Source organism: Methylobacterium aquaticum (genome assembly GCF_001043915.1).
Lineage (GTDB): Bacteria > Pseudomonadota > Alphaproteobacteria > Rhizobiales > Beijerinckiaceae > Methylobacterium > Methylobacterium aquaticum.
Map to the genome: position 1 here is coordinate 1 of NZ_LABX01000043.1, position 25,398 is coordinate 25,398.

The 25,398-nt window shown below is 71.2% G+C and carries 25 protein-coding genes and 1 tRNA gene; 13 read left to right on the forward strand and 13 right to left on the reverse strand.

Translation table 11 applies throughout. The features are described 5' to 3' along the window. The first annotated feature begins 189 nt into the window (after positions 1-189). Positions 190-609: an MAPEG family protein gene (locus VP06_RS05735; protein ID WP_048462868.1), complete on the forward strand. Its 420-nt coding sequence runs from the start codon at positions 190-192 to the stop codon at positions 607-609. 50 nt (positions 610-659) lie between these two features. Here VP06_RS05735 and VP06_RS05740 read toward each other — a convergent pair whose 3' ends face one another. Continuing rightward, entirely contained in the window at positions 660-848 is a 189-nt protein-coding gene (locus tag VP06_RS05740; RefSeq protein ID WP_048462869.1) for a hypothetical protein, read from the reverse strand. A gap of 156 nt (positions 849-1,004) precedes the next feature. Here VP06_RS05740 and VP06_RS05745 point away from each other — a divergent pair, with 156 nt between their 5' ends. From VP06_RS05745 to VP06_RS05755, 3 genes are all read left to right on the forward strand, one after another. Then, entirely contained in the window at positions 1,005-2,297 is a 1,293-nt protein-coding gene (locus tag VP06_RS05745) for an RsmB/NOP family class I SAM-dependent RNA methyltransferase (RefSeq protein WP_048462870.1), read from the forward strand. A 174-nt stretch (positions 2,298-2,471) separates the two neighbouring features. After that, positions 2,472-3,512, forward strand: coding sequence for an alpha/beta hydrolase (locus VP06_RS05750; protein WP_048462871.1), 1,041 nt, complete (start codon positions 2,472-2,474; stop codon positions 3,510-3,512). Positions 3,513-3,610: 98 nt separating this feature from the next. After that, a complete protein-coding gene (locus VP06_RS05755; protein ID WP_082167197.1) occupies positions 3,611-4,552 on the forward strand; it encodes an alpha/beta fold hydrolase in 942 nt (313 codons plus the stop codon). A gap of 45 nt (positions 4,553-4,597) precedes the next feature. On the opposite strand, the gene VP06_RS05760 is transcribed toward VP06_RS05755, so the two are convergent. Further along, a complete protein-coding gene (locus VP06_RS05760) occupies positions 4,598-4,834 on the reverse strand; it encodes a hypothetical protein (protein WP_048462872.1) in 237 nt (78 codons plus the stop codon). 140 nt (positions 4,835-4,974) lie between these two features. Between VP06_RS05760 and guaA the strand changes: the two genes are divergently transcribed. After that, a complete protein-coding gene (gene guaA, locus VP06_RS05765) occupies positions 4,975-6,531 on the forward strand; it encodes a glutamine-hydrolyzing GMP synthase (RefSeq protein ID WP_048462873.1) in 1,557 nt (518 codons plus the stop codon). A 151-nt stretch (positions 6,532-6,682) separates the two neighbouring features. Next, a complete protein-coding gene (locus VP06_RS05770) occupies positions 6,683-8,740 on the forward strand; it encodes a putative bifunctional diguanylate cyclase/phosphodiesterase (RefSeq protein ID WP_053081551.1) in 2,058 nt (685 codons plus the stop codon). A 6-nt stretch (positions 8,741-8,746) separates the two neighbouring features. Here VP06_RS05770 and VP06_RS05775 read toward each other — a convergent pair whose 3' ends face one another. Next, positions 8,747-9,766: a TRAP transporter substrate-binding protein gene (locus tag VP06_RS05775; protein WP_048462874.1), complete on the reverse strand. Its 1,020-nt coding sequence runs from the start codon at positions 9,764-9,766 to the stop codon at positions 8,747-8,749. A 265-nt stretch (positions 9,767-10,031) separates the two neighbouring features. On the opposite strand from VP06_RS05775, the gene VP06_RS05780 reads away from it, so the two are divergent. The 3 genes from VP06_RS05780 (at position 10,032) to VP06_RS05785 (ending at position 12,296) form a co-directional block, all read left to right on the forward strand. Then, positions 10,032-10,784, forward strand: coding sequence for a lysophospholipid acyltransferase family protein (locus VP06_RS05780; RefSeq protein ID WP_048462875.1), 753 nt, complete (start codon positions 10,032-10,034; stop codon positions 10,782-10,784). Between the two features lie 625 nt (positions 10,785-11,409). Continuing rightward, positions 11,410-11,721, forward strand: a complete 312-nt coding sequence (locus tag VP06_RS34520; protein ID WP_082167198.1) for a GCG_CRPN prefix-to-repeats domain-containing protein — start codon at positions 11,410-11,412, stop codon at positions 11,719-11,721. Between the two features lie 146 nt (positions 11,722-11,867). Beyond that, entirely contained in the window at positions 11,868-12,296 is a 429-nt protein-coding gene (locus VP06_RS05785) for a hypothetical protein (protein ID WP_048462876.1), read from the forward strand. A 7-nt stretch (positions 12,297-12,303) separates the two neighbouring features. Here VP06_RS05785 and VP06_RS05790 read toward each other — a convergent pair whose 3' ends face one another. Next, entirely contained in the window at positions 12,304-13,284 is a 981-nt protein-coding gene (locus tag VP06_RS05790; RefSeq protein WP_048462877.1) for an extensin-like domain-containing protein, read from the reverse strand. A gap of 80 nt (positions 13,285-13,364) precedes the next feature. Beyond that, positions 13,365-14,225 (reverse strand): DMT family transporter, encoded by an 861-nt coding sequence (locus VP06_RS05795; protein ID WP_048462878.1) that lies wholly within the window; start codon positions 14,223-14,225, stop codon positions 13,365-13,367. Between the two features lie 144 nt (positions 14,226-14,369). On the opposite strand from VP06_RS05795, the gene VP06_RS05800 reads away from it, so the two are divergent. Next, entirely contained in the window at positions 14,370-15,761 is a 1,392-nt protein-coding gene (locus VP06_RS05800) for an aminotransferase-like domain-containing protein (protein ID WP_048462879.1), read from the forward strand. 157 nt (positions 15,762-15,918) lie between these two features. Here the strand turns inward: VP06_RS05800 and VP06_RS05805 are convergent. The 4 genes from VP06_RS05805 to VP06_RS05820 all read right to left on the reverse strand — a co-directional run bounded on the left by VP06_RS05805 (position 15,919) and on the right by VP06_RS05820 (position 19,437). Beyond that, positions 15,919-16,005 (reverse strand) — tRNA-Leu (locus VP06_RS05805). A gap of 44 nt (positions 16,006-16,049) precedes the next feature. Then, positions 16,050-17,234 carry an efflux RND transporter periplasmic adaptor subunit gene (locus VP06_RS05810; protein WP_425350889.1) on the reverse strand — a complete coding sequence of 395 codons (1,185 nt, stop codon included), beginning with the start codon at positions 17,232-17,234 and terminating at the stop codon, positions 16,050-16,052. 16 nt (positions 17,235-17,250) lie between these two features. After that, on the reverse strand, positions 17,251-17,445 hold the full coding sequence (locus tag VP06_RS05815) for a DUF1656 domain-containing protein (protein ID WP_048462880.1): 195 nt from the start codon (positions 17,443-17,445) through the stop codon (positions 17,251-17,253). A 3-nt stretch (positions 17,446-17,448) separates the two neighbouring features. Next, entirely contained in the window at positions 17,449-19,437 is a 1,989-nt protein-coding gene (locus tag VP06_RS05820) for an FUSC family protein (RefSeq protein WP_048462881.1), read from the reverse strand. A gap of 132 nt (positions 19,438-19,569) precedes the next feature. On the opposite strand from VP06_RS05820, the gene VP06_RS05825 reads away from it, so the two are divergent. Together VP06_RS05825 and VP06_RS05830 are read left to right on the forward strand one after the other, a co-directional pair. Beyond that, entirely contained in the window at positions 19,570-20,727 is a 1,158-nt protein-coding gene (locus VP06_RS05825) for a zinc-binding dehydrogenase (RefSeq protein WP_048462882.1), read from the forward strand. A gap of 93 nt (positions 20,728-20,820) precedes the next feature. Beyond that, the gene (locus VP06_RS05830) at positions 20,821-21,234 is read left to right on the forward strand and encodes a DUF2147 domain-containing protein (protein ID WP_245291073.1); all 414 of its coding nucleotides are present in this window, start codon (positions 20,821-20,823) and stop codon (positions 21,232-21,234) included. Positions 21,235-21,260: 26 nt separating this feature from the next. Here VP06_RS05830 and VP06_RS05835 read toward each other — a convergent pair whose 3' ends face one another. Continuing rightward, positions 21,261-21,668, reverse strand: a complete 408-nt coding sequence (locus VP06_RS05835; RefSeq protein WP_048462883.1) for a DUF4345 domain-containing protein — start codon at positions 21,666-21,668, stop codon at positions 21,261-21,263. 67 nt (positions 21,669-21,735) lie between these two features. Continuing rightward, positions 21,736-22,194: a MaoC family dehydratase gene (locus VP06_RS05840; RefSeq protein ID WP_048462884.1), complete on the reverse strand. Its 459-nt coding sequence runs from the start codon at positions 22,192-22,194 to the stop codon at positions 21,736-21,738. A gap of 164 nt (positions 22,195-22,358) precedes the next feature. On the opposite strand from VP06_RS05840, the gene VP06_RS05845 reads away from it, so the two are divergent. After that, the gene (locus tag VP06_RS05845) at positions 22,359-23,456 is read left to right on the forward strand and encodes an inositol-3-phosphate synthase (protein WP_048462885.1); all 1,098 of its coding nucleotides are present in this window, start codon (positions 22,359-22,361) and stop codon (positions 23,454-23,456) included. 187 nt (positions 23,457-23,643) lie between these two features. Here VP06_RS05845 and VP06_RS05850 read toward each other — a convergent pair whose 3' ends face one another. After that, the gene (locus VP06_RS05850; protein ID WP_048462886.1) at positions 23,644-24,411 is read right to left on the reverse strand and encodes an SDR family oxidoreductase; all 768 of its coding nucleotides are present in this window, start codon (positions 24,409-24,411) and stop codon (positions 23,644-23,646) included. Further along, on the reverse strand, positions 24,408-25,397 hold the full coding sequence (locus VP06_RS05855; protein WP_053081552.1) for an ABC transporter substrate-binding protein: 990 nt from the start codon (positions 25,395-25,397) through the stop codon (positions 24,408-24,410). Before VP06_RS05855 ends, VP06_RS05850 begins: the two co-directional genes overlap by 4 nt. Position 25,398 lies beyond the last annotated feature (1 nt).

The window sequence follows — 25,398 nt, forward strand, 5'->3', positions numbered from 1 at the left end:
GCGGATGGGGGATTCGGAGCCCGGGGGGTGACGCGAGAGAGGGGGCCGCATTCGGCTTGACCGCGGCGTCGAACCGTCCGGTCCACGACCTCAGGATGGGGTCGCGATCGGGCCTGTCTGGACGGTTCAGGTCGAAGCGAGTCTCGTGTCCTGATTCGTCAAACAATCAATAAACCCGACAGGTCGCCCATGAGCCCGAAAGCCGTCCTCGCTCCCGTCTTCGTCCAGGTCCTGCTGACCTTCGGCCTGCTGCTCTGGACCGGGCGGGCGCGCTTCGCCGCGGCGCGGGCCGGTGCCGTGACGCTCAAGGACATCTCGCTGGGCGAGCGCACCTGGCCCGCCCCGGTGCAGCAGGTCTCGAACGCCTTCGGCAACCAGTTCGAATTGCCGGTCCTGTTCTACGTCCTGACCGGCTTCGCCCTGGCGACCGGGAAGGCCGACCACCTGTTCGTCGGCCTTGCCTGGCTGTTCGTGCTGACCCGGATTGTCCATGCGGGGATCTATGCCACCGGCAACGTGGTGATCCGGCGCTTCCAGGCTTTCCTCGCCGGGGCCGTCGTCCTGATGGCGATGTGGCTGATCTTCGCCGTCAGGATCCTGCTCGCCTGACTGACGCCGGCTTCTCGCCATCCGGGCGCCAGGAGGGTAAGGGGGCCTCTTCAGTAGCGCGGGGCCCGCGGCGGCGGGTTGCCGTATTCGAGCTGCGTCTTGGCGTCGTAGGGCCGGCGCGGCGGCGGGGTGAGGTCGACGGCCGGCGCCGCCGGGGCGGTGGCGCAGGCGCCGGCCGCCAGCGCGATCAGGCCGGCGAGACTCACGGCGAGGGCGGACGGGATGGGACGAGGGATCATGCGAGCGGAACTCCGGCTCTGCGGGAGGAACGGCCAAGGTTTCGGCACGGTCCACGCCGAAAGCTTGGCCCGTATGGGCCGGTCCCGTGGCACGAGCGTGGCGGTTTCGCGGCCGCAGGTTTCGCGACCGCGGGTGTCGCGACCGGAGGTGTCGCGATGACCCCCGGCGCCCGCCTCTCCGCCGCCATCGAGGTCCTGGCCGACATCGCCGAGCGCCGCCGCCCGGTGGCCGATGCCCTGAAGGATTGGGGCCTCGCCCACCGCTTCGCCGGGTCCGGCGACCGCGCCACCATCGCCACCCTGGTCTACGACGCCCTGCGCCGCCGCGCCTCCGCCGCCTGGATCATGGGCGAGGACAGCCCGCGCGCCGTGCTGGTCGGCTCCCTGCGGCTCCAGCGCGGCCTCGCGGCCCAGACCATCGCCGACCTGTTCACCGGCGAGCGCTTCGCGCCCGCCCCGCTCACCGAGGCCGAGCGGACGCGGCTCGAGACCGGCACCCTCGCCGACGCCCCCGTCCCGATCGCCGGCGACGTGCCCGAATGGGTGGTGCCCTCCCTCGCAGGCTTGCTGGGCGACGACCTCCTGCCCGAATTGCGGGCGCTTGCCCGCCGCGCGCCTCTCGACATCCGGGTCAACACGCTCAAGGCGACCCGCGACGGGACGCGGGAGGCGCTCGCCCATCTCTCGCCCGAGCCGACGCCCCTGGCGCCCGACGGTCTTCGGGTGCCGCTCGGCGACGACGGGCGCGGTCCGGCGCTGCATGTCGAGCCGGAATTCCTCGACGGCTGGTTCGAGATCCAGGACGAGGGCTCCCAGCTCGCCGCCCGTCTCTCCGGGGTGAAGCCCGGCATGACCGTGATCGATCTCTGCGCCGGCGGCGGCGGCAAGACCCTGGCTCTCGCGGCGCTGATGACCAATGCGGGCCGGCTCGTGGCCAGCGACGGCGATCCCCGCCGCCTCGCGCCGATCCACGAGCGCTTGCGCCGGGCGGGCGCGGCGGCGGAGGTTCGCACGCCCCGCGGCGGCAAGGGCCGGCCGGACGTGCTCACCGATCTCGACGGCCAGGCCGACCTCGTCCTCGTCGATGCGCCCTGCACCGGCTCGGGGACGTGGCGGCGCAACCCGGACGCCAAATGGCGCCTGCGCCCCGGCAGCCTCGCTGCCCGCGTGGCCGAGCAGGCGGCGGTGCTCGACCGCGCCGCCCGGCTGGTCCGGCCGGGCGGGCGGATCGCCTACGTCACCTGCTCGCTCCTGCCGGAGGAGAACGACGCGGCGGTGGCGGGGCTCCTGGGCCGCCGCGACGATCTGGCGCCCGGCGCCGCCGACCTGCCGGAGGCGGTCGCCGCCCGGCTGCGCCGCACCGCCCACGGCGTCCAGATGAGCCCGGAGCGCACCGGCACCGACGGCTTCTACGTCGCGCTCCTGGAGCGCCGGTCCGCCCACCCGTGAGCGATGCGCGGTGCATCGTCCCGCCGGCCCGGTACTTTTCTGCCGTGCATTGGCGGCGGCTTGGCGTATGCAGGCCGAGGGGAGTCCCGGGGGCCGGCAAGCCTTGCACTGGTGAGCCTTGCTGGTGAGCCTTGGGGGCACCGTCGGGGTCTTGGCGCGTATCGGACGGTCGGCATGGCGCTGCATCGCAGGACGTTGCTCACGGGAGCGGCTGCCCTCGCCCTCGCGCCGGCGGCCGGGCAGGAGAGACCAGTAGGCCCGCTGACCGGTGGTCCGGACAGGACGCCGGCGGACCGGCCTTCCGGGACGGCCCTGGGCCATGACGCGCCGCCGGAGACCGCCCCCGGTGCCGCCCTGGAGGTGATGCGGCTCTGGCCCGGCACGCCGCCGGGGGGCGGGGGGCCCGGTCCGGACGGGCCGCGCTTCGACGAGAGCCGCGAGGGCGTGGTCACCGGCGTCGCCGAGCCGTGCCTGCTGGTGATGCGTCCGGCGCGGTCGACCGGAACCGCGATGGTGATCGCCGCCGGCGGCGGCTACCGCCGCATCGATCTCGGCCACGAGGCGGTGCCGGTCGGGCGCTGGCTCAACACCCTCGGCGTCACCGCCTTCGCGCTGGTCTACCGGCTGCCCGGCGAAGGCTGGGCGGCGGGGGCCGACGCGCCGATCCAGGATGCCTTGCGGGCGACGCGCCTGGTGCGGGCCCGGGCCCGGCGCTACGGCTACGAGCCGAACCGGGTCGGGGTGATGGGCTTCTCCGCCGGCGGCCACCTGATGGGCGCGGCCAGCACCCGCTTCGCCGCGCCGCTCTACCGGCCCGTGGACGAGGACGACGCGGTCTCGGCCCGGCCCGACGTCGCGGCGCTGATCTACCCGGTCATCACCCTCAAGCCGCCCTTCGACCGCACGTCGAGCCGCCGCGTCCTCGTCGGCGACAGCCCGACCCGCATCGCCACCGAGACCTACTCGGTCGAGACCCGCGTTCCGCCCGAGGCCCCGCCGACCTTCCTGGCCCAGGCGGCGGACGACCCGATCGCCGTCGTCGACAATTCCCTCCTGATGTTCGCGGCTTTGCGGGCCGTGGAGGTGCCGGTGGAGATGCACCTGTTCGAGCGCGGTGGCCACGGCTTCAACCTTGGCGTGCCGGGATCGCCGGCGGCGGCTTGGCCGGGCCTGTTCGCGACCTGGGCGCGGCGGCGCGGGTTCATCCGGGCGTGAGAGACCGGCTTTTCGAAGGTGCCGGTCTTCCTATCCGACAAGCTCCATACTCGCCGTTCCAACTCCCCGATTGACACCGGCTTCGGCCCAGCCACATCATGCCGTCCGTGACCGAACTGCCCCCCGACCCGACCCTCTCCGCCCCGCTCGCCCATCTCCAGGGCGAGTCCCCGCCGGCCCCGGCCTGGTTCCGGGACGCGGTCGCGGTCGCCCCCGCAATCGGGCGCGTCAGCGTGAGGGGCGCCCGCCTCGAGACCTTCGCCTGGGGCGAGCGTGGCCGGCCCGGGCTGATGCTGCTGCATGGCAGCGGAGCGCATGCGGGCTGGTGGCGCTTCACCGCGCCGTACCTCGCAGAGGGGTATCGGGTCGCGGCCCTGTCCTGGTCCGGCATGGGCGGGTCGGACTGGCGCGAGACGTATGATCTCGACACCTTCGCCGACGAGATCGAGGCGGTGGCGGAGGAGGCCGGCCTGTTCGCCGCCGGGGCACCCGTGATGGTCGGGCACTCCTTCGGCTGTTTCCCGATGCTGACCGAGGCCGGGCGGCAGGCCGGCCGCTGGCGCGGCGCCGTCATCGTCGATCCGCCGATCTTCTCGCCCGAGCGCCGCACCGGCCGCCGGCGCGAGGATGGACGCATCGGGCAGCACCGGATCTACCCGACCCTGGAGGCGGCGCTGGCGCGGTTCCGCTTCGCGCCGGTGCAGCCCTGCGACGCGCTCTACATCGCCGATCTGATCGCCCGGGAATCGCTGAAGGTAGTCGAGGGCGGCTGGACCTGGCGCTTCGATCCGTCGATGTGGGCCCGCCTCGCCCTGCCGGACCGGGCCGCGATGGTGCGGCAAGCCCGCTGCCCGCTCGCCCTCGTCACCGGCGCCCGCTCGGACCTGATGCGGCCGGCCGATGCGGCCTATGTCCAGAGCCTGCTGCCGCCGGGCTCGCCCCGGATCGACCTGCCGGAAGCCTATCACCACGTGATGGTCGACCAGCCGCTCGCCTTCGTGGCGGCGCTCCGGACGCTGCTGGGGCTCTGGCCGGATTGAGAAGGGAGGCCCTGCGGGGCCTCCCTGCCGACTTGCGGGCGTGGCTCAGACGCAGCGGCGCACCTTGCGCACCACCACCCGGCCGAAGGGCCCGCGGGTGCGGGTCACCTTGACCACGCAGCGCGGGCCGCGGCGCACCACCCGGCGGGTGACGTATTGCGCCTGCTCGATCGAGGCGACGGGCGCGACATGGTGGCTGGGGGCGACCGGCAGGGCCGCGGCCGGCGCGAGGCTGAAGGCCGTGGCGAGGGTAGCGGCAGTCCCGAGGACGATGGCTCGCATGGCGAGGTTCCCTGTCTGCTGGGTTGGGTGGCCTCTCTCGCTGTTAGCGCATGAACGTCCGGTTAATGCCGTGCATGCACCTTGGCTCCGCGGTTGCGATGCGTTGCGCCGAACGCGGCCCTCGTCTAACTCATCGTCCCATGACGACCGAGCACGACAAGATCCTCATCATCGATTTCGGCAGCCAGGTGACCCAGCTCATCGCCCGAAGGGTGCGTGAGGAGGGCGTCTATTCCGAGATCGTTCCGTTCCAGGCGGCCGAGGCGGCCTTCGCGGCGATGAAGCCGAAGGCGGTGATCCTGTCGGGCGGGCCGGAATCGGTCACGGTCGACTCCTCGCCGCGGGCGCCGCAAGGCGTGTTCGAGGCCGGCGTTCCGGTGCTCGGCATCTGCTACGGCGAGCAGACCATGGCGGCGCAGCTCGGCGGCGAGGTCGAGGGTGGGCATCACGCCGAGTTCGGCCGGGCCGAGGTCGAGATCATCGCCGACAGCGCGCTGTTTCGCGGCGTCTGGCATGTCGGCGAGAGATATCCCGTCTGGATGAGCCACGGCGACCGGGTGACGAAGCTGCCCGACGGCTTCACCACCGTGGCGATCTCCCCCAATGCCCCCTTCGCGGCGGTGGCGGACGAGGACCGGAAATTCTACGCGGTGCAGTTCCACCCCGAGGTGGCCCATACCCCGCACGGCGCGCTGCTGATCCGCAACTTCGTGCGCGACATCGCGGGCTGCACCGGCGACTGGTCGATGGCCGCTTTTCGCGATGAGGCGATCGCCCGGATCCGCCAGCAGGTCGGCGGCGCGAAGGTGCTGTGCGGCCTGTCCGGCGGCGTCGATTCGGCGGTGGCGGCGGTGCTGATCCACGAGGCGATCGGCGAGCAGCTCACCTGCGTCTTCGTCGATCACGGCCTGCTGCGCCAGGGCGAGGCCGAGGAGGTGGTGCGGCTGTTTCGCGACCACTACAACATTCCGCTCGTCCACGTTCAGGCGTCGGACCTGTTCCTCGGCGAGCTCGCCGGGGTCACGGATCCGGAAGTCAAGCGCAAGACGATCGGCCGCCTGTTCATCGACGTGTTCGAGGCCGAGGCCAAGAAGATCGGCGGCGCCGACTTCCTGGCGCAAGGCACGCTCTATCCCGACGTGATCGAGAGCGTGTCGTTCACCGGCGGTCCGTCGGTCACGATCAAGAGCCACCACAATGTCGGCGGCCTGCCCGCCCGCATGAACATGACGCTCGTGGAGCCCCTGCGCGAGCTGTTCAAGGACGAGGTCCGGGTGCTCGGCCGCGAGCTCGGCCTGCCCGACGCCTTCGTCGGCCGCCACCCCTTTCCGGGGCCGGGCCTCGCCATCCGGTGCCCCGGCGAGATCACGGCCGAGAAGCTCGATGCCCTGCGCAAGGCCGATGCGATCTACCTGGACGAGATCCGCAAGGCCGGGCTCTACGACACGATCTGGCAGGCTTTCGCGGTGATCCTGCCGGTCAAGACCGTCGGCGTGATGGGCGACGGTCGCACCTACGACCATGTCTGTGCGCTCCGCGCCGTCACCTCGGTCGACGGCATGACGGCCGACTTCTACCCCTTCGACATGGCGTTCCTGGGTCGGGTCGCGACCCGGATCATCAACGAGGTCAAGGGCATCAACCGGGTCACCTACGACATCACCTCCAAGCCCCCCGGCACGATCGAGTGGGAGTGAGCCACACGACCGGCTCATAACCCCCGGGCGGTGCGCCGCCGGGGTAAAAGCCGAGAATGCGACTCAACCTGCAGCACTAAATCTTATAGTGTAGCGCCCCGGGGATGCGCGCGGCGGGGAACAGCCCGCGGTGCGGTGAGGCTGTTTGGCGATGCGGAGTGAAGCGATCGCGGTCTGCGCGGAGGCACCTGATACAGGCTCCGCGCTTCACAATGCCTATTCCCGCCTCGTCTGGAACGCCGCCGACCATGCCCTGTGCCTCCTCGACCCGGCCGGGCGGGTGGTGGCCTGGAACCCCGGGGCCGAGCATCTCACCGGCTACCCGGCCGCGGAGGTCGTCGGCCGTGCCTTCACGTATGGCGATGAACCCGAGGACGCCGCCCTCGCCCTCGCGGCGGCGCGGCAGGCGGGACGCTACGAGACGGATGGCTGGTGGCCGCGGCGCGACGGCAGCCGGTTCCGCGCCCACACGGTGATCGCGGCCATCCGCGACGGCGACAGGCTCGCCGGCTTCGCCCAGATCATCCGTGACGCGACCCCGCAGCGGGCGGAGGGCGGCCAATTCGAGGCGGTGGCGCTGATCCTCGATCTCGCCCTCTCGACGATGTCCCAGGGCCTGTGCCTGTTCGATGCCGACGGCAAGGCGCGGCTCCTCAACCAGCGCTTCTTCGCGATGTTCGCCGCCACCGCCGGGCGCGACCTCGTCGGGGTGCCGGTCGAGGCGCTCTGGGCCCTCGCCTTCGTGGGGCCGCAAGCCGAAGCGCGCGAGGGCGCCGCCCTGCTCGCCGGGCACGAGGCGGCGCTCGGCCGCGGCGAGACGGTGGTGATCCCGACGTCGGACGGCCGCGCGATCGCGCTGGTGCGCCGCGGCGTGCCGGGCGGGGCCTTCGTGGTCACCTTCGAGGACGTGACGCGCCAGCGCGAGGCCGAGCTGGAGATCAGCCGGCTCGCCCATCACGACGTGCTGACCGGCCTCGCCAACCGGGCGATGCTGTGGCGGCGCCTGCGCGAGAGCATCGCCGACGGGGCGCTGTCGGCCGGCACTGCGCTCCTCTTCCTCGACCTCGACGGGTTCAAGGCCGTCAACGACGAGCTTGGGCACCAGGCGGGCGATGCGCTGTTGCAGCAGGTGGCCGAGCGCCTGCGCCGGGCCATGCCGGAGGCCGGCCTCGCCGCCCGGTTCGGCGGCGACGAGTTCGCCCTGCTGCTGCCGGGAACGGCCGGGGAGATGGCGGTGTCCCTCGCCGAGGGGCTGCTGATCGAGCTTGCCCGGCCCTACCCGATCGAGGGCCATCGGCCGTGCCTCGTGACGGCCAGCATCGGCATCGCCTTCGCGGATCCCGGCACCACTCCCGACGCGATGCTGCACCGGGCCGATTGCGCGCTCTACGCCGCCAAGGGGGCCGGCAAGGCCGCCTGGCGCCCCTTCACCCCGGAGCTGGAGACCGAACGCAGCGACGAGGGGCGCCTGGAGCAGGACCTGCGGCGCGCCCTCGCGGCCGGCCAGCTCGGCGTCGCCTACCAGCCGATCATCGGGCTCGCCCACGGCGCGGTCACCGCCCGCGAGGCGCTGCTGCGCTGGACGCATCCGGAGCGCGGCCCGATCTCGCCCCGGCGCTTCATCCCCCTCGCCGAGAAGTCGGATCTGATCCGGAGGCTCGGCCTGTGGGTGCTCGACCGCGCCTGCCGCGATGCCGCCGCCTGGCCCGATCCGGCGCGGATCTGCGTCAACGTCTCGGTGCGCCAGCTCGGCGACGGCAGCCTGCCGCGGGCGGTGCAGGAGATCCTCGCGCAGACCGGACTGGCGCCCCGGCGCCTGGAACTCGAGATCACCGAGACGGTGCTGAGCAACACCGCCAACGGCATCGTCGACGACCTGCAACTCCTCCACGCCATGGGCGTCCGCATCTCCCTCGACGATTTCGGCGTCGGCTCGTCGTCCCTCGGCCGGCTGCGCGCCTACCCGTTCGACCGGATCAAGCTCGACGCCTCCTTCGTGCGCGACGCCGTCGAGCGGCCGGATTGCCGGGCGATCGTCGGCGTCGTGGCGGAACTCGGCCGGCGCCTCGGCATCGAGACGGTGGCGGAAGGCGTCGAGACGCCGGCCCAGCTCGCCGTGGTGCACGAGGAGGGGTTTACCGAAGGGCAGGGCTACCTGTTCGGTCGCGCGGTCATGGCGTCCCCGGCGGCGAGGGCCGCCGGGGGGTGAGGGCGATCAGGCGATCGAGCCGGTATGCTTCTCGAGCAGCGCCCAGGCATCGTCGCCGAACTTGCCCTTCCACTCCTTGTAGAAGCCGGCCGATTGCAGCTTGGCCTGGAACGCCTTGGTGTCGACGTCATGGATGGTCAGGCCGCGGGCGCGCAGGTCCTGCTCGGTCGTGCCGCTGCGCTTGGCCATGTCCTCGCGCTGCGCCACCGCCTGGGTATTGAAGTGCTTGGCGATGACGGCCTTCACCTCCTGCGGCAGGCCCCGCCAGATCTTGCCGTTCGACAGGAGCCAGAAGCCGTCCCACATGTGGTTGGTCTTCGAGAGGTGCTTCTGCACCTCGTAGAGCTTGGCCGTGTCGATCAGCGTCAGGGGATTTTCTTGCCCCTCGGCGATCTTGGTCTGGAGCGCCGAGTACACTTCCGCGAAGTTGATCGTCATCGGGGCGGCGTCGAAAGCCTTGAACATCGAGGTCCACATCGGGCTCGGCGGGACCCGGATCTTGAAGCCCTTGAAGTCCTCGGGCTTCAGGATCGGCCGGGTCGAGGAGGTGGTCTGGCGGAACCCGTTCTCCCAGATCCGGTCGAAGGCGAAGAGGCCGGACTTCTCGATCTGCGCCCGCACATGGGCGCCGAGGTCACCGTCCATCGCCGGCCACAGCTTGTCGTAGGAGCCCCATGCGAAGCCGACGCCGCTGATCGAGGCCGCCGGCACCAGGGTGGCGAGGATCAGGGGCGAGAGGGTGAAGAATTCCAGTGCGCCGGAGCGCAGCTGGCTCAGCATGTCGGTATCGCCGCCGAGCTGGTTGTTGGGAAACAGCGCGATGTCGACCTTGCCGCCGGTCTCCTGGCGGATCGCATCCGCGGCCTTGGTCATGTAGATCGTCAGCGGGTGGCTGAGCGGGGTGTTGTTGGCGGCCTTCAGGCTGAACTCGGCCGCATGCGCCCGGGTGATGCGCAGCACCGCCGGGCCCGCGACGGCACCGGCGACGGCGAGATGGAGCGCGCGGCGGCGCGTGAGCATGGTCATGGCATCCTCCCTCGGTGGGTCCGGTCGTGCGGACCGATGGCGTTCCCCGCGTCTCATGCGCGGGTCCGTCGAGGCTTAAAGCATGTTTTTTCCGCTCCGGCATCCGCTCCGGCGCGTTTCCGGCTGGTGATCGCCTGCACCCGGCATTCGCCGTTACGCGCGCGCCGAAATGCTCTAAGGAGAGGCCCTCCGCATCACGCGGGCGGCGTGCGATCCCCCCTCCTGGAAACGGCGCCGGCCCGGAAGGTTCGCTGTTCCGCCCGTCATGACGCTCGTCCGCTCGATTCTGTTCACCGTCGCGTTCTATCTCGTCACCACGGTCTTCCTGATCGCCGGCCTGCCGGCTCTGGCGACCCGGCGCAGCGTGGTGTGGCTGGCCCAGACCTGGGGCCGGGTGACCCTGAGGCTGCTCGAGGCCATCGTGGGCCTGCGGGTCGAGTTCCGGGGCCTGGAGCACCGCCCGGCCGGCGCCGTCCTGGTCGCCGCCAAGCACCAGTCGGCCCTCGAGACCCTGGCCCTCGTCACGGTGCTCGACGACTTCACCTACATCCTCAAGCGCGAGCTGATGTGGCTGCCCCTGTTCGGCTGGTACCTCGCCCGCAGCGAGATGGTGGCGATCGACCGCTCCAAGGGGTCCCGCGCGCTCGCGCTGATGAACGACGAGGCCGCCGCCGCCATGGCCGACGGCCGCCGCCTGATCATCTTCCCCGAAGGCACGCGGCGCGCGCCCGGCGCGGCCCCGGCCTACAAGTACGGCGTCGTCCACATGTACGACCGGCTCGGCGTGCCGTGCCTGCCGGTCGCGCTCAATACCGGGATGTTCTGGGGCCGCCGCCGCCTGACCTATCGGCCTGGCAATGCGGTCATCGAGTTCCTGCCCCCGATTCCCCCGGGCCTGCCGCGGGACACGTTCTTCGCGACGTTGCAGGAGCGGATCGAGACCGCCTCGGACGTCCTGATGCGCGAGGCGGGATGGACCGGCGCGGCGCGCGATGCGGTGCAGGCGCCGCAGACGTGACGCTTCGAGCGGTGCCGATCGTCGACGCCTAACCGCGAACGAACTCTCGTTTCACCCTCAACCTCGTCCTGAGGTGCGACGGCAAGGAGCCTCGCAGGAAGCTTCCAGACGTCTCATACCATCGGCCCAAGATGCTGACGCATCGGGCCGATGAACCATCTCAAATTTTCGATGCCAAGCCCAGATGTCCGGGATTTTGGGCTTGGCGAAAATTCGCGAACGGCACCAAAGGTCGTTTCCAACGACCGTTGGTATCAGAGCGAACTGGATCATCCGATGTCCGACTGATCGCTTCGCGATGCGGCCATCGGCTTCGCTCAGGCGTGTGGAGCCGACGGTTCCACCGTGCGGGCTGTCGATCCGACGTCCGGACCGAATCGTCCGGACGTCGGATCACTCCTTCGAGCTTCGAGGTCAGCCGATCTTCGATTGCCGGTCACCTGAGGATGAGGTCGCGGATGGGATGATCCAACCCGCGTCCAGAAAGCATTCCATCTCGGTCCGGTTGCGAGCGTCACGCAAGCGTCGCCTTCGCGCCGCCGCGCGTCCAACATGAACTCTTCGTAACCTCGAAACGGTTTTGCCGTCTCGTGCATTTCATGGGCCTCACGAACAGGAGGCCATCATGCGTTGGACAATGGCTGCGGGCGCCGCGATCCTGTCTCTCGGCGCCCTTGTCGGTACGGCGTCGACGGCGGAAGCCCGCGACGGCTGCGGCCCCGGGTTCCACCGGAACTGGCGCGGCTGGTGCCGCCCGAATCTCGGGCCGAGAGTCTTTTACGCCCCGGTCGTCGGCTACCGGACGGTCGTCGTCGGTCCTCGCTGGGGCTATGGCTGGCGGCGCGCCGGTTGGCACCGCCCGTGGGGCTATGGCGGCGGGTGGCACCGCGTCGGCTGGGGTGGCTGGGGCCATCACGGCTGGCATCACCGCTGGTGAAGGAGCGCGCGGCGGCCGGGTTGCCGGCCGCCGCGCCCCTTGTTGCTCACCCCGGTCTTGAATGGCGCGCACCGCCTCGCCAGATCTTGTTCACGTCGATCGTTCGCGCTTGACGGACATCCAGAATCGGAACTAGGCTGGAACAAATGGCGAACAAGCGAGCCCTGTCCTGGTCGGTAGCGATGCGGGACATCCAGAACGACCGCGCGAGGAGAATGGACGTGCGTGAGGAGCGCCTGAGAACGGCCTCGAGCCTCCGGGGCACCCCGGCCCTGCCGCTGAGCGCCTGGCGCGGCCGCTCCGGCCGCCGCTACGTGGTGGGGATCCACACGCTCGACGACGATCCGGCCGAGGTCGGGGAGGCGGTGGTGATCGCGGTGCGCCGCGGCGGCGACGGGACCGCCGAACTGGTGGCGGTGGCTGCCGCCGGCGAGAGCCCGCGCGAGCGCCTCGCCCATGGCTGGCTCACCCGCGCCCGGGCCCGGGGGGCGACCGAGATGCATGTCCATCGCCTGGCCGAGGATGCCGCGGCACGGCGCGCCGTGGTGGCGGATCTCGGCGGCGCGCCGGCGTGATCGTGGTTCAGTAGATCGGGCCCGACGACCAGGTCGGGCCCGCGAGCGGCAGCGGCTCGGGCAGGGCGCGGGGCTCGGCGGCCAGCACCGGCCGCGGCGCGGGCGGCGGGGCGTAGGCGTGAACCGGCGCCGGGCGCGACGCAGGCGGGGATGGCGCGCGGGCAATGCGCGAGCCGGTCTCCCGGGCGCTCGTCGGCGTCAGCCCATACGGATCGTCCTGCTCGACGTCGATCGGCGCCGGGTCGGGGGCCGGTTGCCAGACTGGCTTCTTGCGGATCGGCGACAGCGGCGTGCCCGGTGGCGGCAGCCGCGATTCGTACTTGATGAGGGGTTTGCAGATCCGGCGCAGGCCCCTTGGATCGTGCCGCGCCAGATCGACATGGATGTGGTCGTAGTGGTAGACGTTCGACCCCGGCGCCAGCACGGTGGTGAAGTGATTGCAGGCGCCGAGGAAGACCTCGCGCAGGAAGCCCTGCTCGGCTTCCGTGCCGCGCCAGCCGCCCTTCACCGTCACCACGTAGCCGTCGGCGAAGCGGAAGGACATCACGTCGACCGCATTTCCGAAGGAATGCTCCGAGAGCTTGGCGCCGACCTGGTTGTTGCGGCCGCGGCAGGCATAGGAGCCGGAATTGATCTCGACCACCGGCTGGCCGAAATAGATCTCGGCTGCTGGCTGCACCGTGCCGGCGAGCCAGGCTTCGACCTCGGGGATGATCGGGCAGGCCAGCGTCATGCGCTGCTTGAGCGCCACCGTGCCGCCGGCGAGCCGCGTGACCCGGAACGGATGCACCATCCCGCATACGCCCGGCCCGTCGATCTCCTTGATCGGCTGGATGTCCTCGCTCGGACGAACGAGTTTCTGGGCGAGGCAGACCTCTTCGGCCTGATTCCGCCAAGGTTCGCGCTGCTCAAACCGGTTGAGCGCGCATCCGGTAAGCCCCAGGCCGAAAAGCGTGAAGGCTGAGAACGCAACAATGCCACGACGCATGGTGCAAAGAATGCACCCGATGCCGTAAACGCCGCGTCAACCTCGGCCCTAGGCGTCTGACCCAGGATGGGGCGGTCCGCTCACGCGAATCGTTTGGCTCCCGCCACGCACAGGACCACCAGCCCCGTCACGGCGATCATCGACGGGGCGACCGGCTCGCCGAGCAGCAGGCCTGCCAGCGCCAAACCCAGGAACGGCTGAAGCAGTTGCAACTGGCCCACCCCCGCGATGCCGCCCCGCGCCAGACCGCGATACCAGAACACGAAGCCGACCAGCATGCTGAACACCGAGACATAGGCGAGGCCGAGCCAGGCCGGGCCGCCGACCTGCGCCACCCCTGCCGGCCGGGTCGCGAGCGCCAGGACCAGCATCGCCGGCAGGGCCAGCACCAGGGCCCAGGAGATCACCTGCCAGCCGCCCAGCCGCCGCGACAGGGCCGCGCCCTCGGCGTAGCCGAGCCCGCAGAGCAGGATCGCGGCGAGCATCAGGAGGTCGCCGGTCAACGAGCCCGCCCCGCTCTGGACGAGGGCGAAGCCCGCCACCGCGGCGCTTCCGATCAGCGAGAAGAGCCAGAACGCCGTCCGCGGCCGCTCGCCCCCGCGCAGCACTCCGAACAGGGCGGTGGCGAGCGGCAAGAGGCCGATGAACACGATCGAGTGGGCGGAGGTGATGTGCTGGAGCGCGAGCGCGGTCAGGAGCGGGAAGCCCAGCACGACGCCGAAGGCCACGATCGCGAGCGACATCAGATCCGACCGGGCCGGCCGCGCCTGCCGCAATCCCCACAGCAACCCCGCCCCGAGGAATGCCGCGATCACCGCCCGGGCCGAGGTGAGGAAGAGCGGCGAGAAGCCCCCCACCGCTACCCTGGTCGCCGGCAGCGAGCCGCTGAAGATGACCACCCCGAGGAGCCCGCTGCCCCACCCGTCCGCCGACCGCTGCATCGTTCGCATCTCTTCTCGCATCGGGACACGCCGCGCGTCCGGCGGGAGAGATAGCGTGCGACAGGCTTCCCCCCGAAGGCACGGTCCCATACGGTTCTCCCGAACTGTATGGGTGTCTGCACCCACACTGTCGGGGACCGGGCGATGGCGGAAGGCGGCCGCACGGCGGCGGTGATGGCGGCGATCAGGAGGCGGATCGCCGCGCGGGGGCTGGCCCCGGGCGAGCGCCTGCCGTCGATCCGCGGGCTTGCCACCGCCATGGGCGTCTCGCCCTCGACGGTGGTCGAGGCCTATGAGCGCCTGGCCGCGGAGGGGGCAGTGCGCTCGCGGCCCGGCTCCGGCTTCTACGCCGCGGCGCCGGGCCCGCTGCCGGCGCTCGCCAAGATCGGCCCGCGCCTCGACCGGGCCGTGGACCCGCTCTGGGTGTCGCGGCAATCCCTCGACGCCGAGCCGGAGATCCCGAAGCCCGGCTGCGGCTGGCTGCCGCCGGCCTGGATGCCGGTGGCGGCGCTCCGCCGCGCCGCCCGCGGCCTCGCCCGGGCCGAGGATTCGGTGCTCACCGATTACGGCGCCACGCGGGGCCCGCTGCCCTTGCGCCGGATGCTCGCCCGGCAATGCGCCGGGGAGGGGCTGGCGGTCGGCCCCGATCAGGTCCTGCTCACCGGCTCGGGCACGCAGGCGATCGACCTGATCTGCCGCCTGCTGGTGCGCCCGGGCGACACGGTGCTGGTCGACGATCCCTGCTACTTCAACTTCCAGGCCCTGCTGCGCGCCCACCGGGCCACCGTGATCGGCGTCCCCTATACCGAGGCGGGGCCGGACCCGGAGCGTTTCGCGGCAGAGGCCGCCGCGCACCGGCCGCGGCTCTACATCACCAATTCGGCGCTCCACAATCCGACCGGCGCCACGCTCTCGCCGGCCATCGCCCACCGGATCCTCAACGCGGCGGCCGCCCACGACGTCACGATCGTCGAGGACGACATCTTCGCGCCCTTCGAGCCCGAGCCGTCGCCGCGGCTCGCCGGCCTCGACGGGCTGGCGCGGGTGATCCGGATCGGCAGCTTCTCCAAGACCCTCTCGGCCTCGATCCGCTGCGGCTACGTCGTGGCCAAGGCGGAGTGGATCGAGGCGCTGATCGACCTCCAGGTCGCGACGAGCTTCGGCGGGGTCAGCCCGGTCGCGGCCGAGCTGGTGGCGGGCGTGCTCGGCGACGGACAGTACCGCAAGCACCTCGAATCCCTGCGCCGCCGCCTCGACCGGGCCCGGCGCGACGCTGCCGAACGGCTGGCCCCGCTCGGCATCCGGCCCTGGCTGATGCCGCGGGGCGGGTTCTATCTCTGGTGCAGCCTGCCGGAGACCCGCGACGCCGCCGCCGTGGCCCGGGCCGCCCTGCGCGACGGCGTGGTGCTGGCGCCGGGCGACGTGTTCAGCGTCTCATGCACGGCCGGGTCGCGCATGCGCTTCAACGTGGCGCAGATGGGGGATGCGCGGGTGATGCCGGTGCTGGCGCGTGCCCTGACGGTGCCGGAGGCGTGATGCGCGCCACGAGCCGTGATGACCGATCCGGGTGACGACAGCAGGGGCGGCCGCCGATGCGTCGGGCAGTCGACGAGAAGTAAAAGGGATCGGTTGAGCCCAGCACCGGATCGGGCCTGGAGCCAGACCGAACGATCCGCCGATCATACGCGGCGACTGGTGCGGGCGGTCGGACTCGAACCGACATATCCGTGAGGACGGCGGATTTTGAGTCCGCTGCGTCTACCAATTCCGCCACGCCCGCGCGCGGTGAAGCCCTTCTCCTGTGCCGTGCGAAGCGGGAGCGTGTCAATCCCGTGTGGTGCGGCCGGGGCCCGGATTGCGCTGCGAACCGCGCTGCTCCCTGCCCGGTGTATCCTTGCTCTGACCGTCCTTGGCACTCTCCGGCGCCTCGTTGATGCCGGGTGCGATGCCCGGGGCGATCTCGTCGGCGCTCGGGCCCGCCGTCGGGTCGGGGGCCGGCAGGGTCGAGACCTCGTGCGAGCCCTTGACCGTGGTGGTGATGCCGGCCGGCGAGACGACGGCATCCTGCGGCCGCTTCGGGCCGAGGCGGTCGACCAAGGCGCTGAACACGTCGCGCAGGCGGTCGCCGCGCTCGGCATAGGCGCCGACCGAGATTGTGGCGGTCGTGCCGGCGACGAGGGCGATGCCCGGCGGCACCGCCTCGATGCGGATCCGCACCGGGACCCGCTGGGCGAGGCGGACCCAGGTATAGACCGGATCGACGCTGGGCAGCCCCTGCGTGCTCGCCGCGGCGTTCGGGGTGCTGATGCCGCGGGTGATGCTGTCGACCCGGCCGCGGATCGGCGCGGCATAGCCCATCAGCGCGGCCGTCGCCGGGTCGCCGACCCGGATGTGGTCCATCTTGGTCTCCTCGAAATAGCCGTCGATCCAGTACGAATCGGCATCGATGACCGAGATGTTGGAGGTGCCCGCCGCCGCATAGTCGCCGACCCGCAGGAGCAGGTTGGTGACGTAGCCGTTGACCGGGCTCCTCACCGCCGTGCGCGTCAGGTTGATCTCGGCCTGGGCGGCCTGCGCCTTCGCCGAGGCGAAAGCGGCCTCCGCCTGCCTGGCCACCCCGGCATATTGCTGCTTCTCCTCGATCGAGGTCGAGACCGTGGTCAGCGCCTCGCGCCGCGCGGCCTGGGCCCGCTTGACCTGGAGGTCGGCGGCGCGGTTCTCGACCTCGGCCTTGGCCGAATCGAGCGCGACCGTGAAGTCGAACGGATCGATCACGTAGAGCACGTCGCCCTTGCGGACGAGCTGGTTGTCGACCACCCGCAATTCGGTGATCTGGCCCGAGACCTGGGGGGCGATGCGCGCCACCTGCACCCGCACCCGCCCGTCCCGGGTCCAGGGCGCGGTGACGTAATACTGCCAGACGATGAGGGCGGCGAAGGCGGCCAGCGCCAGCACCGCGAGGGTCGCCAGGATCCGTAACAGCCGCCGGCCCCGGGTCGTCCGCTTCACCGCCACGCCACTCTCCTCACACCAGCACGATCAGGAGCGCCAGGATGCACATGTAGATCCCCGCCTCGGCCAGCGGCGGGTTCGCGAAGATGCGCTCGAACCGCATCAGCCGCAGGAGCGGCCGCAAAACCAGGAGGATCGCCAGGGCGAGGGCCGCGTAGACGATGAAGGGGGAGACCAGCACCCCGCCGATCGTCAGCTCGTGGAACATGGCCTAGCGGGTCCCCCACAGATCGAGGCGCCGCAGCACCCGGCCCTGTCCTTCGATGACATAGGACGCGGCGGTGAGGTCGGCCACGACCCGTGTTGCGATGCGGCGCGAGTCGGCCGGGGCGTCGCGGCCGGCGGCGAGCAGGGCGGTCCCCGCCTTGCGCAGATGATCCGCCTCGGCCCGCCGCAGGGCGGCCCGTGCGTCGCGCACCGCGGCGTCAAAGGCCGGACGTCCGGCGAGCCGGTTGAGGCCGGCCTGTGCCCCGGCCGCAGCGGTGTCGAGGGCGGCGAGCGCGAAGGCGTGCCGCAAGGCCGCGCGGCGGACGGCGCCCGCGGTGCCGGCCCAGCCGGCGAACTGCACCACCCGGTCGGCATCGAGGTTGACCCGCTCGTCGGCCTCCTGCGGCTCCCCCGACAGCGCCTCGATCACGTCGGCCCGGGTGGCCCGGAGCGACCAGCGCCGCCGATGGGCGTTGGTGGTCGGCAGCACGATCCGGGTCACCAGGAACAGGATCAGCCCGGAGACGCAGAACAGCACGCTCGCATTGAGGTAGGATTCCGGGTTGTAGGGCTGGGGATTGGCCGGCGAGAGCACGACGGGGAAGAACACCAGCAGGATGAAGCCGAGGCTCGCGGTGCCCGGCCGCAGGCTGAGCAGGCAGGCGGTGACGATCACCGGCGCCATCGCGATGGCGAGCAGCGGAAACCCCTGGCCGCCGTCGAGCACGAGGAACTCGACCGCGCCGGCGCAGAGTGCGGCGAGGGGCATGCCCCAGAGCGCGCCGGTGGCAAAGCCGATCGGGTTCGGGTTGATCGAGGCGAGCGCCGCGAAGGCCGAGACCTGGAGCAGGGCCGCGGAGGTCGCTGGCCAGCCGCTCAGCACGAAGAGCGCGGCGCTGATCGCCACGGTGATGACGACCTGGGCGGCGTTGCGCAGGGCATCGGGAAAGTCGCGGTGCACCGGCAGGCGCATGTCGCGCAACGGTTCGCGGCCGGTCTCCAGCGCCGCGATGCCATCCTCGGCGAGGCGATCCTGGCGCAGGAGGTCGATGGCGCGCCGGTGCCGCAGCACGGCATCGGGATCGGTCTCGCCGCCCGCCGCCAGGGCGTCGAGCCGGGCCACCAGTTCGGGCAGCGCCTCCCGGTCGCCGTCGAGGCCCGCCAGCACCCGTGCCCGCAGGCCGCCCGGATCGCCGGAGCGCGCGACCGCCAGCGCGAAGGAGCGGGCCGCCGCCACCGAGGCGAACAGGGACGCAACTGCGCTGCGGGCGCCGGCCGCCCGGTTCTTACCGTCATGGAACTCTGTCGCCACCACCCCGATCGCGTCGCGGGGGGCGGCCACGAGGCGCATCGCGTCGGCGGCGGCTTCGGGGCCCGGATCGCCGTCCTGGATCACCCGGCGGACGAAGGCGCGCACCGCATCGCGGGCCTTGGCCATGCCGGCGCTCAGGTCCGGGAAGACATTCGGGGCGCCGAGCGCATCGTTGATGACGGTGATCGACAGAATGCCCAGCGTGATCGCGGCGACGCGGGCGAGGCCGGACTCGAACGCCGATTGCGGCGCGTCGATGGTGTTGATGGCGATGATCGCCACCGTGTAGCCCGACAGCATGGCGCCGTAAGCCTTCGTGCCCTGGAGGTAGTTGGCGACAAAGACGCACAAGCCCATCCAGGTCGCGAAGGCGACCAGCATCTCGACCCGGTCCTGCCCGAACAGGGCGGTGAACAGGATCGCCACCGCGAAGCCCACGAGCGTGCCGAGGAACCGGTAGGCCGCCTTCGACAGGGCCTGGCCGCGCCGGGGTTGCGCCAGGATCGCCACCGTGACGGCGGCCGAGGACGCGCTTTCGAGCTGGAGCCAGAACCCGGCATAGAGCGCCAGCATCATGGCGAGCCAGATCCGCAGGGCATAGGCCCAGGAGGCGAGGGGCGGCGGCTCGATCCGGTCGAGGAGGGCGTCGATCCGGCCGTGCTTGTCCGTCACGGCTGCCATGACGCGCCTCGACGATCGATCGCGCCCGATTGGGATGCACAATCTGAATTCGATGATAGGGTCGGGGCGGCCGGGCAGCGACCCGGCGCGCGGCCCCGCGCCGCGCCAGAACAGCCAGCCGAGGAAGCGCCGATGAGCAAGCCAGAGATCCGCGTCGCGACGTTCGCGGGCCCCGGGGCGGAACCCGTCATCCAATCGGTGCCCTGGCCGAAGGTTCCGCGCAAGGCCGCGCTGATCAAGGTCGGCGCCTGCGGCGTCTGCGGCACCGACCAGCACATCCTCAAGGGCCATTGGCCCAAGCCCCTGCCGTGGCCCTTCACTCTCGGCCACGAGATCGGCGGCGTCATCGTCGAGAAGGGCGACGAGTTCACCGCCGACTTCATGGAGAAGCCGCTCCAGGTCGGATCGAAGGTGATGATCCCGCCGCTGATGCCGTGCGGGCACTGCTATTACTGCGTCCATTACCCGGAGCAGGCCAACAAGTGCCTGACCCCGGTCTATTACGGGCGCTATCTCGGCTTCGACAAGGCGCCGCACCTGTGGGGCGGCTGGGCCGAATACGTCTATGTCGACCTGGAGATGCTGCCGGGCACCAAGGTCTACAAGCTGCCCGACGACATGTCGCTGCGCCTCGGCGCGCTCTCCGAGCCGCTGACCTCGTGCATCCGCGCCTTCAACCGGGCGACCCGGGCGGGCGGGTTCAAGTGGGGCGACACCGTCGTGATCCAGGGCTCCGGCCCAATCGGCATCCTGGCGGTGGCCGCCGCGCAGGAGATGGGGGCAGGGCGGGTGATCTGCGTCGGCGCGCCGGAGGAGCCGCGCCTGGCGCTTGCCCGCAAGTTCGGTGCCGAGGCGACCGTCGACATCACCGAGGTCACGACGCCCGAGGCCCGCATCGCGGCGGTGCGCGAGATCGTCGGCGGCTTCGGCGCCGATCTGGTGATGGATTGCTCGGGCCACCCGAGTGCGGGACCCGAGGGCATCGAGTTCCTGCGCGACGGCGGCACCTATGTCGAGATGGGCCAGTTCACCGATGCGGGGAAGATCGAAACCTCGTGGCACCGGATCTGCTCCAAGGACCTGAACGTCCTGGGCTCCTGGGCCTTCACCGGCAACGACCTGCCGCTCGGCGTCGACATGCTCTACCGCGCCCGGGACAAGTACCCGTGGCTGGAGATGCAGACGGTCTATCCGTTCACGCAGGAGGGCGTGTCGCAGGCGGTGAAGGACGCGATGGCGATGAAGACGGTGAAATCCACCATCGTGCCGTTCCCGGAGCTGGTCGCGTGACGCCGGCCGTCGGCCGTTGAGCGCATGGCGGGACGGGCGGGAAGGCGCTACGTCGGGGGCCTGTCGATTCGCGCAAAGCCGGAGGCCACGCCGTTGCGTCCCGTTCGTCTCGCCGCCCTGTTTCTCGCCTGCGTGCCGGTGCTCGCCCACGCGCAGGCGGGTCCTCAGCCCGCCGGCACCTGGCTCACCCCTGGCGGTGATGCGCAGATCCGCATCAGCCGCTGCGGCGCCGGCTATTGCGGCACCGTCGCCAAGGTTCTGACCGGCGAGGCCAAGGACGTGAACAACCCGGATGCCTCCTTGCGGGGCCGCAGCATCGTCGGCGTGGCGCTCACCCGCGACATGCGCCCGTCCGGCGACGGCTGGGAGGGCTCGCTCTACAATTTTCGCGACGGCAAGACCTATTCGGGCAAGCTCGCCATGAAGGGGCCGAACGTGCTCGAATTGTCGGGCTGCGTGCTCGGAGGGCTGATCTGCAAGAAGCAGATGTGGACGCGGGTAGATTGAGAGGCGCGGCGGCCGGTCGCCTCACTTTACAGCACCGCCGTCCCCGCCCGGTTCGCCACCCTGATCTGCCACAGGCAGAGCAGCGGCGTGACCACCAGCTCCATGCCGAGCGCCGCCAGCATCGTCAGCGACGGCACACCGGTGAGCCACAGGCCGAGGAGCCGGGCGAGGCCGCCCAGTACCACCACCATGGTCAGGAAGCGGAACAGCGAACCCTTGGTCTCGATGCCCGGGATCGTCGACCAGAACAACAGGCCGATCCCGAGGAGCAGGCCCGACAGATAGCGAAAATGGCTGTCGGTCGAGACGTCGAAGGCGCCGCTGCCGAGGCCGGCCTGGCCGAACAGCACGCCCCAGAGCCCGCCCAGGACCGGCACGAGCCCCGCCACCGCCACCACGCGCTGAAGCGCCCGCCGCTCCGTTTCGTCGGTCATGCTCACGGCTCCGCTGCGTCTCCCTCGACAAGTCGTCCGGACGCGCAGGGTTCACCCGTGATGCCGGTCACCAATGGTGCAGAACCACCGCCTCGGCGAGGCAGGCCGGCTTCTCGCCGCCCTCGATCTCCACCGTCACCCCGTAGGTGGTGCGCAGGCCCCGGGGCGGCACGTCGAGGGCGGAGGCCACCCGCACCCGGCCGCGCAGGCGCGCATTGACCACCACGGGCGCCGGGAAGCGCACCCGGTCGAGACCGTAATTCAGGCTGAGCCGCAGGCCCTCCAGGCGGCGCACCCCGGCGATGAAGCGCGGCACCAGCGACAGGGTGAGGTAGCCATGCGCCACCGTGGCGCCGTAAGGCGACTCCCGCGCCGCCCGCGCGGGATCGACGTGGATCCACTGGTGGTCGTCCGTCGCCTCGGCGAAGCGGTCGATCATCGCCTGGTCGACGGTGACCCACGCGCCGACCCCGATCTCCTGCCCGATCGCCGCCTTCAAGGCCTCCGGCCCGTCGAAGATCTCCATGCGGTCTCCTCCCGTTGTCCGTCATCGTTGTGCCCCCGCACCTTACGGCCCAGCGCGGCGCACGGCCACGCGCGGCGCACGGCCATGCGCGATCGGGGGGTCGATACTCCCAAGGAGTGTTCTACTTAGCTCGGGAGAGCGTGTGTCGCGGAGGAGTGCCGGCTTTGGGCCAGAAGAGCGTGCGGGTCGCGATCGCGGGTGTCGGCAATTGCGCCTCCTCCTTCGTGCAGGGCCTGACCCATTACCGCGAGGCCGGCCCGGGCGATGCCGTACCGGGCCTGATGAGCCCCGATCTCGGCGGCTACCGGGTGAGGGACGTCCTGGTCGTGGCGGCCTTCGACGTTGCGGACGCCAAGGTCGGGCGCGACCTCGCGGAGGCGATCCTGGCCCCGCCCAACAACACCGCGCGCTTCGCCGCCATCGCGCCGACCGGGGTGGTGGTGGAGCGTGGCCCGACCCTCGACGGCCTCGGCCGTTACCTCGCGCCGATCGTGCCGGAATCCTCCGCCCGGCCGGTCGACGTCGCTGCCGCTCTGCGGCGCTGCGGCGCCGAGGTGCTGGTCTCCTACCTGCCGGTCGGCTCGCAAGCCGCCACCGAGTTCTATGCCGAGGCGGCGCTGGCGGCGGGCTGCGCCTTCGTCAACTGCATCCCGGTCTTCATCGCCTCGCATCCCGAGTGGCGCCACCGCTTCGCAGCGGCCGGGCTGCCGCTGATCGGCGACGACATCAAGAGCCAGGTCGGCGCCACCATCGTGCACCGGGCGCTGGCCCGTCTCTTTCGCGATCGGGGCGTCACGCTGGACCGCACCTACCAGCTCAATGTCGGCGGCAACGCCGATTTCCGCAACATGCTGGAGCGCGAGCGGCTCGAGTCGAAAAAGATCTCGAAGACGCAAGCGGTGCAGAGCCAGCTCGCGACCGCCCTGCCGGCAGACGACATCCATGTCGGACCGAGCGATTACGTGCCGTGGCTGAGCGACCGCAAATGGGCCCATATCCGCCTGGAGGGCACGGCCTTCGGCGGCGTGCCGCTGAGCCTCGAACTCAAGCTCGAAGTGTGGGATTCGCCGAACTCGGCCGGCATCGTCATCGATGCGGTGCGCTGCGCGGCGCTGGCGCGGGAGCGCGGGATCGGCGGGGCGCTGGTCGGTCCCTCGGGCTGGCTGATGAAGTCCCCGCCGGAGCAGTTCACCGACGAGGAGGCCCACCGGCGGATGCGGGCCTTCGTGACGGGGGAGGGGCGAGAGACCGACGATCGTTGACGCCGATCGTCGGCATCATACCAACGGCCGACGATGCTGACGCATCGATTCGATCTCGGGCAGGCCCGAGATCGACGCGGCCGTTGCCTCCCTCTCGAATTGTCGATGCCAAGCCCAGTTGTCCGGGACCTTGGGCTTGGCGACAATTCGCGAACGGCACCAAAGGTCTTTCCAACGACCGTCGGTATCACCCCATCACCAGCCCGCCATCGACGTACAGCACCTGCCCGGTCACGAACCGGCTCTCCTCCCCGGCCAGGAACAGCACCGGCCCGGCCACGTCCTCCGGGGTCGCGAGGCGGCGCAGCGGCGTCTGGGCGATCAGCGCCTCGCGCACCTCCTCGGGCGTGTCCCGGCTCGCCTCCGTGGGATAGACCAGCCCGGGCGCCACGCAATTGACCCGCACGCCGAGCGGTCCCAGCTCGGCCGCGAGATTGCGGCTGAAGCCGACCAGCGCCGCCTTGGCGGTGGTGTAATCGTGGTAGGGGATGCTCGGGCGCGCGACGAGGTCGCTCGCCAGATTGACGATGGCGGCCCCGCTGTGCCGGGTCATCAGCGGCAGCAGCGCCTGGACCACCGTGTAGGCCGCCCGCACCGCCCCATCGAACTGGCGCTGGTAGGCGTCCCACGGCACGTCGCTGAAGCGGGCCCGGCGGTCGGGATCGAAGCGATAGGGCGCGAAGGCGTTGTTGACGATTCCGTCGAGGCGACCGACCTCCTCGGTGATCCGCTCGCTGAGCCCCGCCACCGCCGCCGGATCGGTCACGTCGGCGGCGATCGGGAGCGCCTGCCCGCCGAGCGCCCGGCAGCGTTCCGCCACCGCCTCGGCGGCGGCGTGGTTCTCGCGGTAATTGACGATCACGAGGCCGCCCGCGCCGGCGAAGGCCGTGGCGATGGCGGCGCCGATGCCGCGGCTTCCCCCCGTGACCAGGATGGCGCGGTCGCGGAACCTCACCGCGCATCCTCCTTGCCGGGGATCAGGTCGCTCTTCACCACCTGCCCCATGTCGAGGGCGCGGCCGATGAGCCCGAGGCTGCGGAACTGGTCGGCGCCTTGCTGGAGGACCGGCAGGTCGAAATGCCCGAGGCCCTCCCGCTCGGTGGTGGCTGACACGCTCGAGAGGTTGCGCAGCCGGATCACCTCGCGGTTGATCGCCTCGTCGCGCCCGTTGATCGCCCGGGTGACGGCGAGCCGCGCTGCCGCGTCGGGCTTGGCGATCATCCAGGCGGTGGAATCGCGATAGGCGGCGAGGAAGCGCTTGAGCAGCGGCTTCTTCGTCTCGTAATCCTGGCGCGTCACCACGAAGATGTCGCTCGGCAGGTTGAGGTGGTCGCGCACCGCGATCACGTCCACGTCGCCCAGGCCCTTGGCGCGGCCGACGAGGAGCCCGGTATCGGTGGCCGCTGTCGCGTCGACCTGGCCCTGGATCAGGGGCGCGAAGTTGAGCAGTCCGGTGACCTCAACGGTCACGTCGCTCTCCTTCAGCCCGGCGGCGGCGAGCAGCAGGAGCAGGTGCTGCCGGGTGCCGCTCGCCAGGCTGTAGACGCCGACGCGCTTGCCCTTGAGGTCGGCGACCGAGCGGAGGCCTCGGCCCTTCGGCGCCACGATGGTGAACACGTTCTGCGGATAGATGTTGTAGATCGCCACCAGATCCGCCCCCTTGTCGAGGGCGAGATAGAACGAGGCCGGATCGGTGAAGGCGACATCCGCCTGTCCCGCCAGCAGCGCCTGGATCGCCGAGCCGCCGCCATTGCCCGGCACGTAATCGAGGGCGATGCCGCGGGCCTTGAACAGCCCGTGATCGGGCTCGGCCAGCAGGTTGGTGATCTCGCTGATCGGCTGGCTCCAGCCGGCGACGGTCACCTTATCGAGGGTCTGCGCCAGGGCCGGGGTGCCGAGCCAGGCGAGGGCGAGGGCGAGAAGCAGGCGTAACGTCGGCATG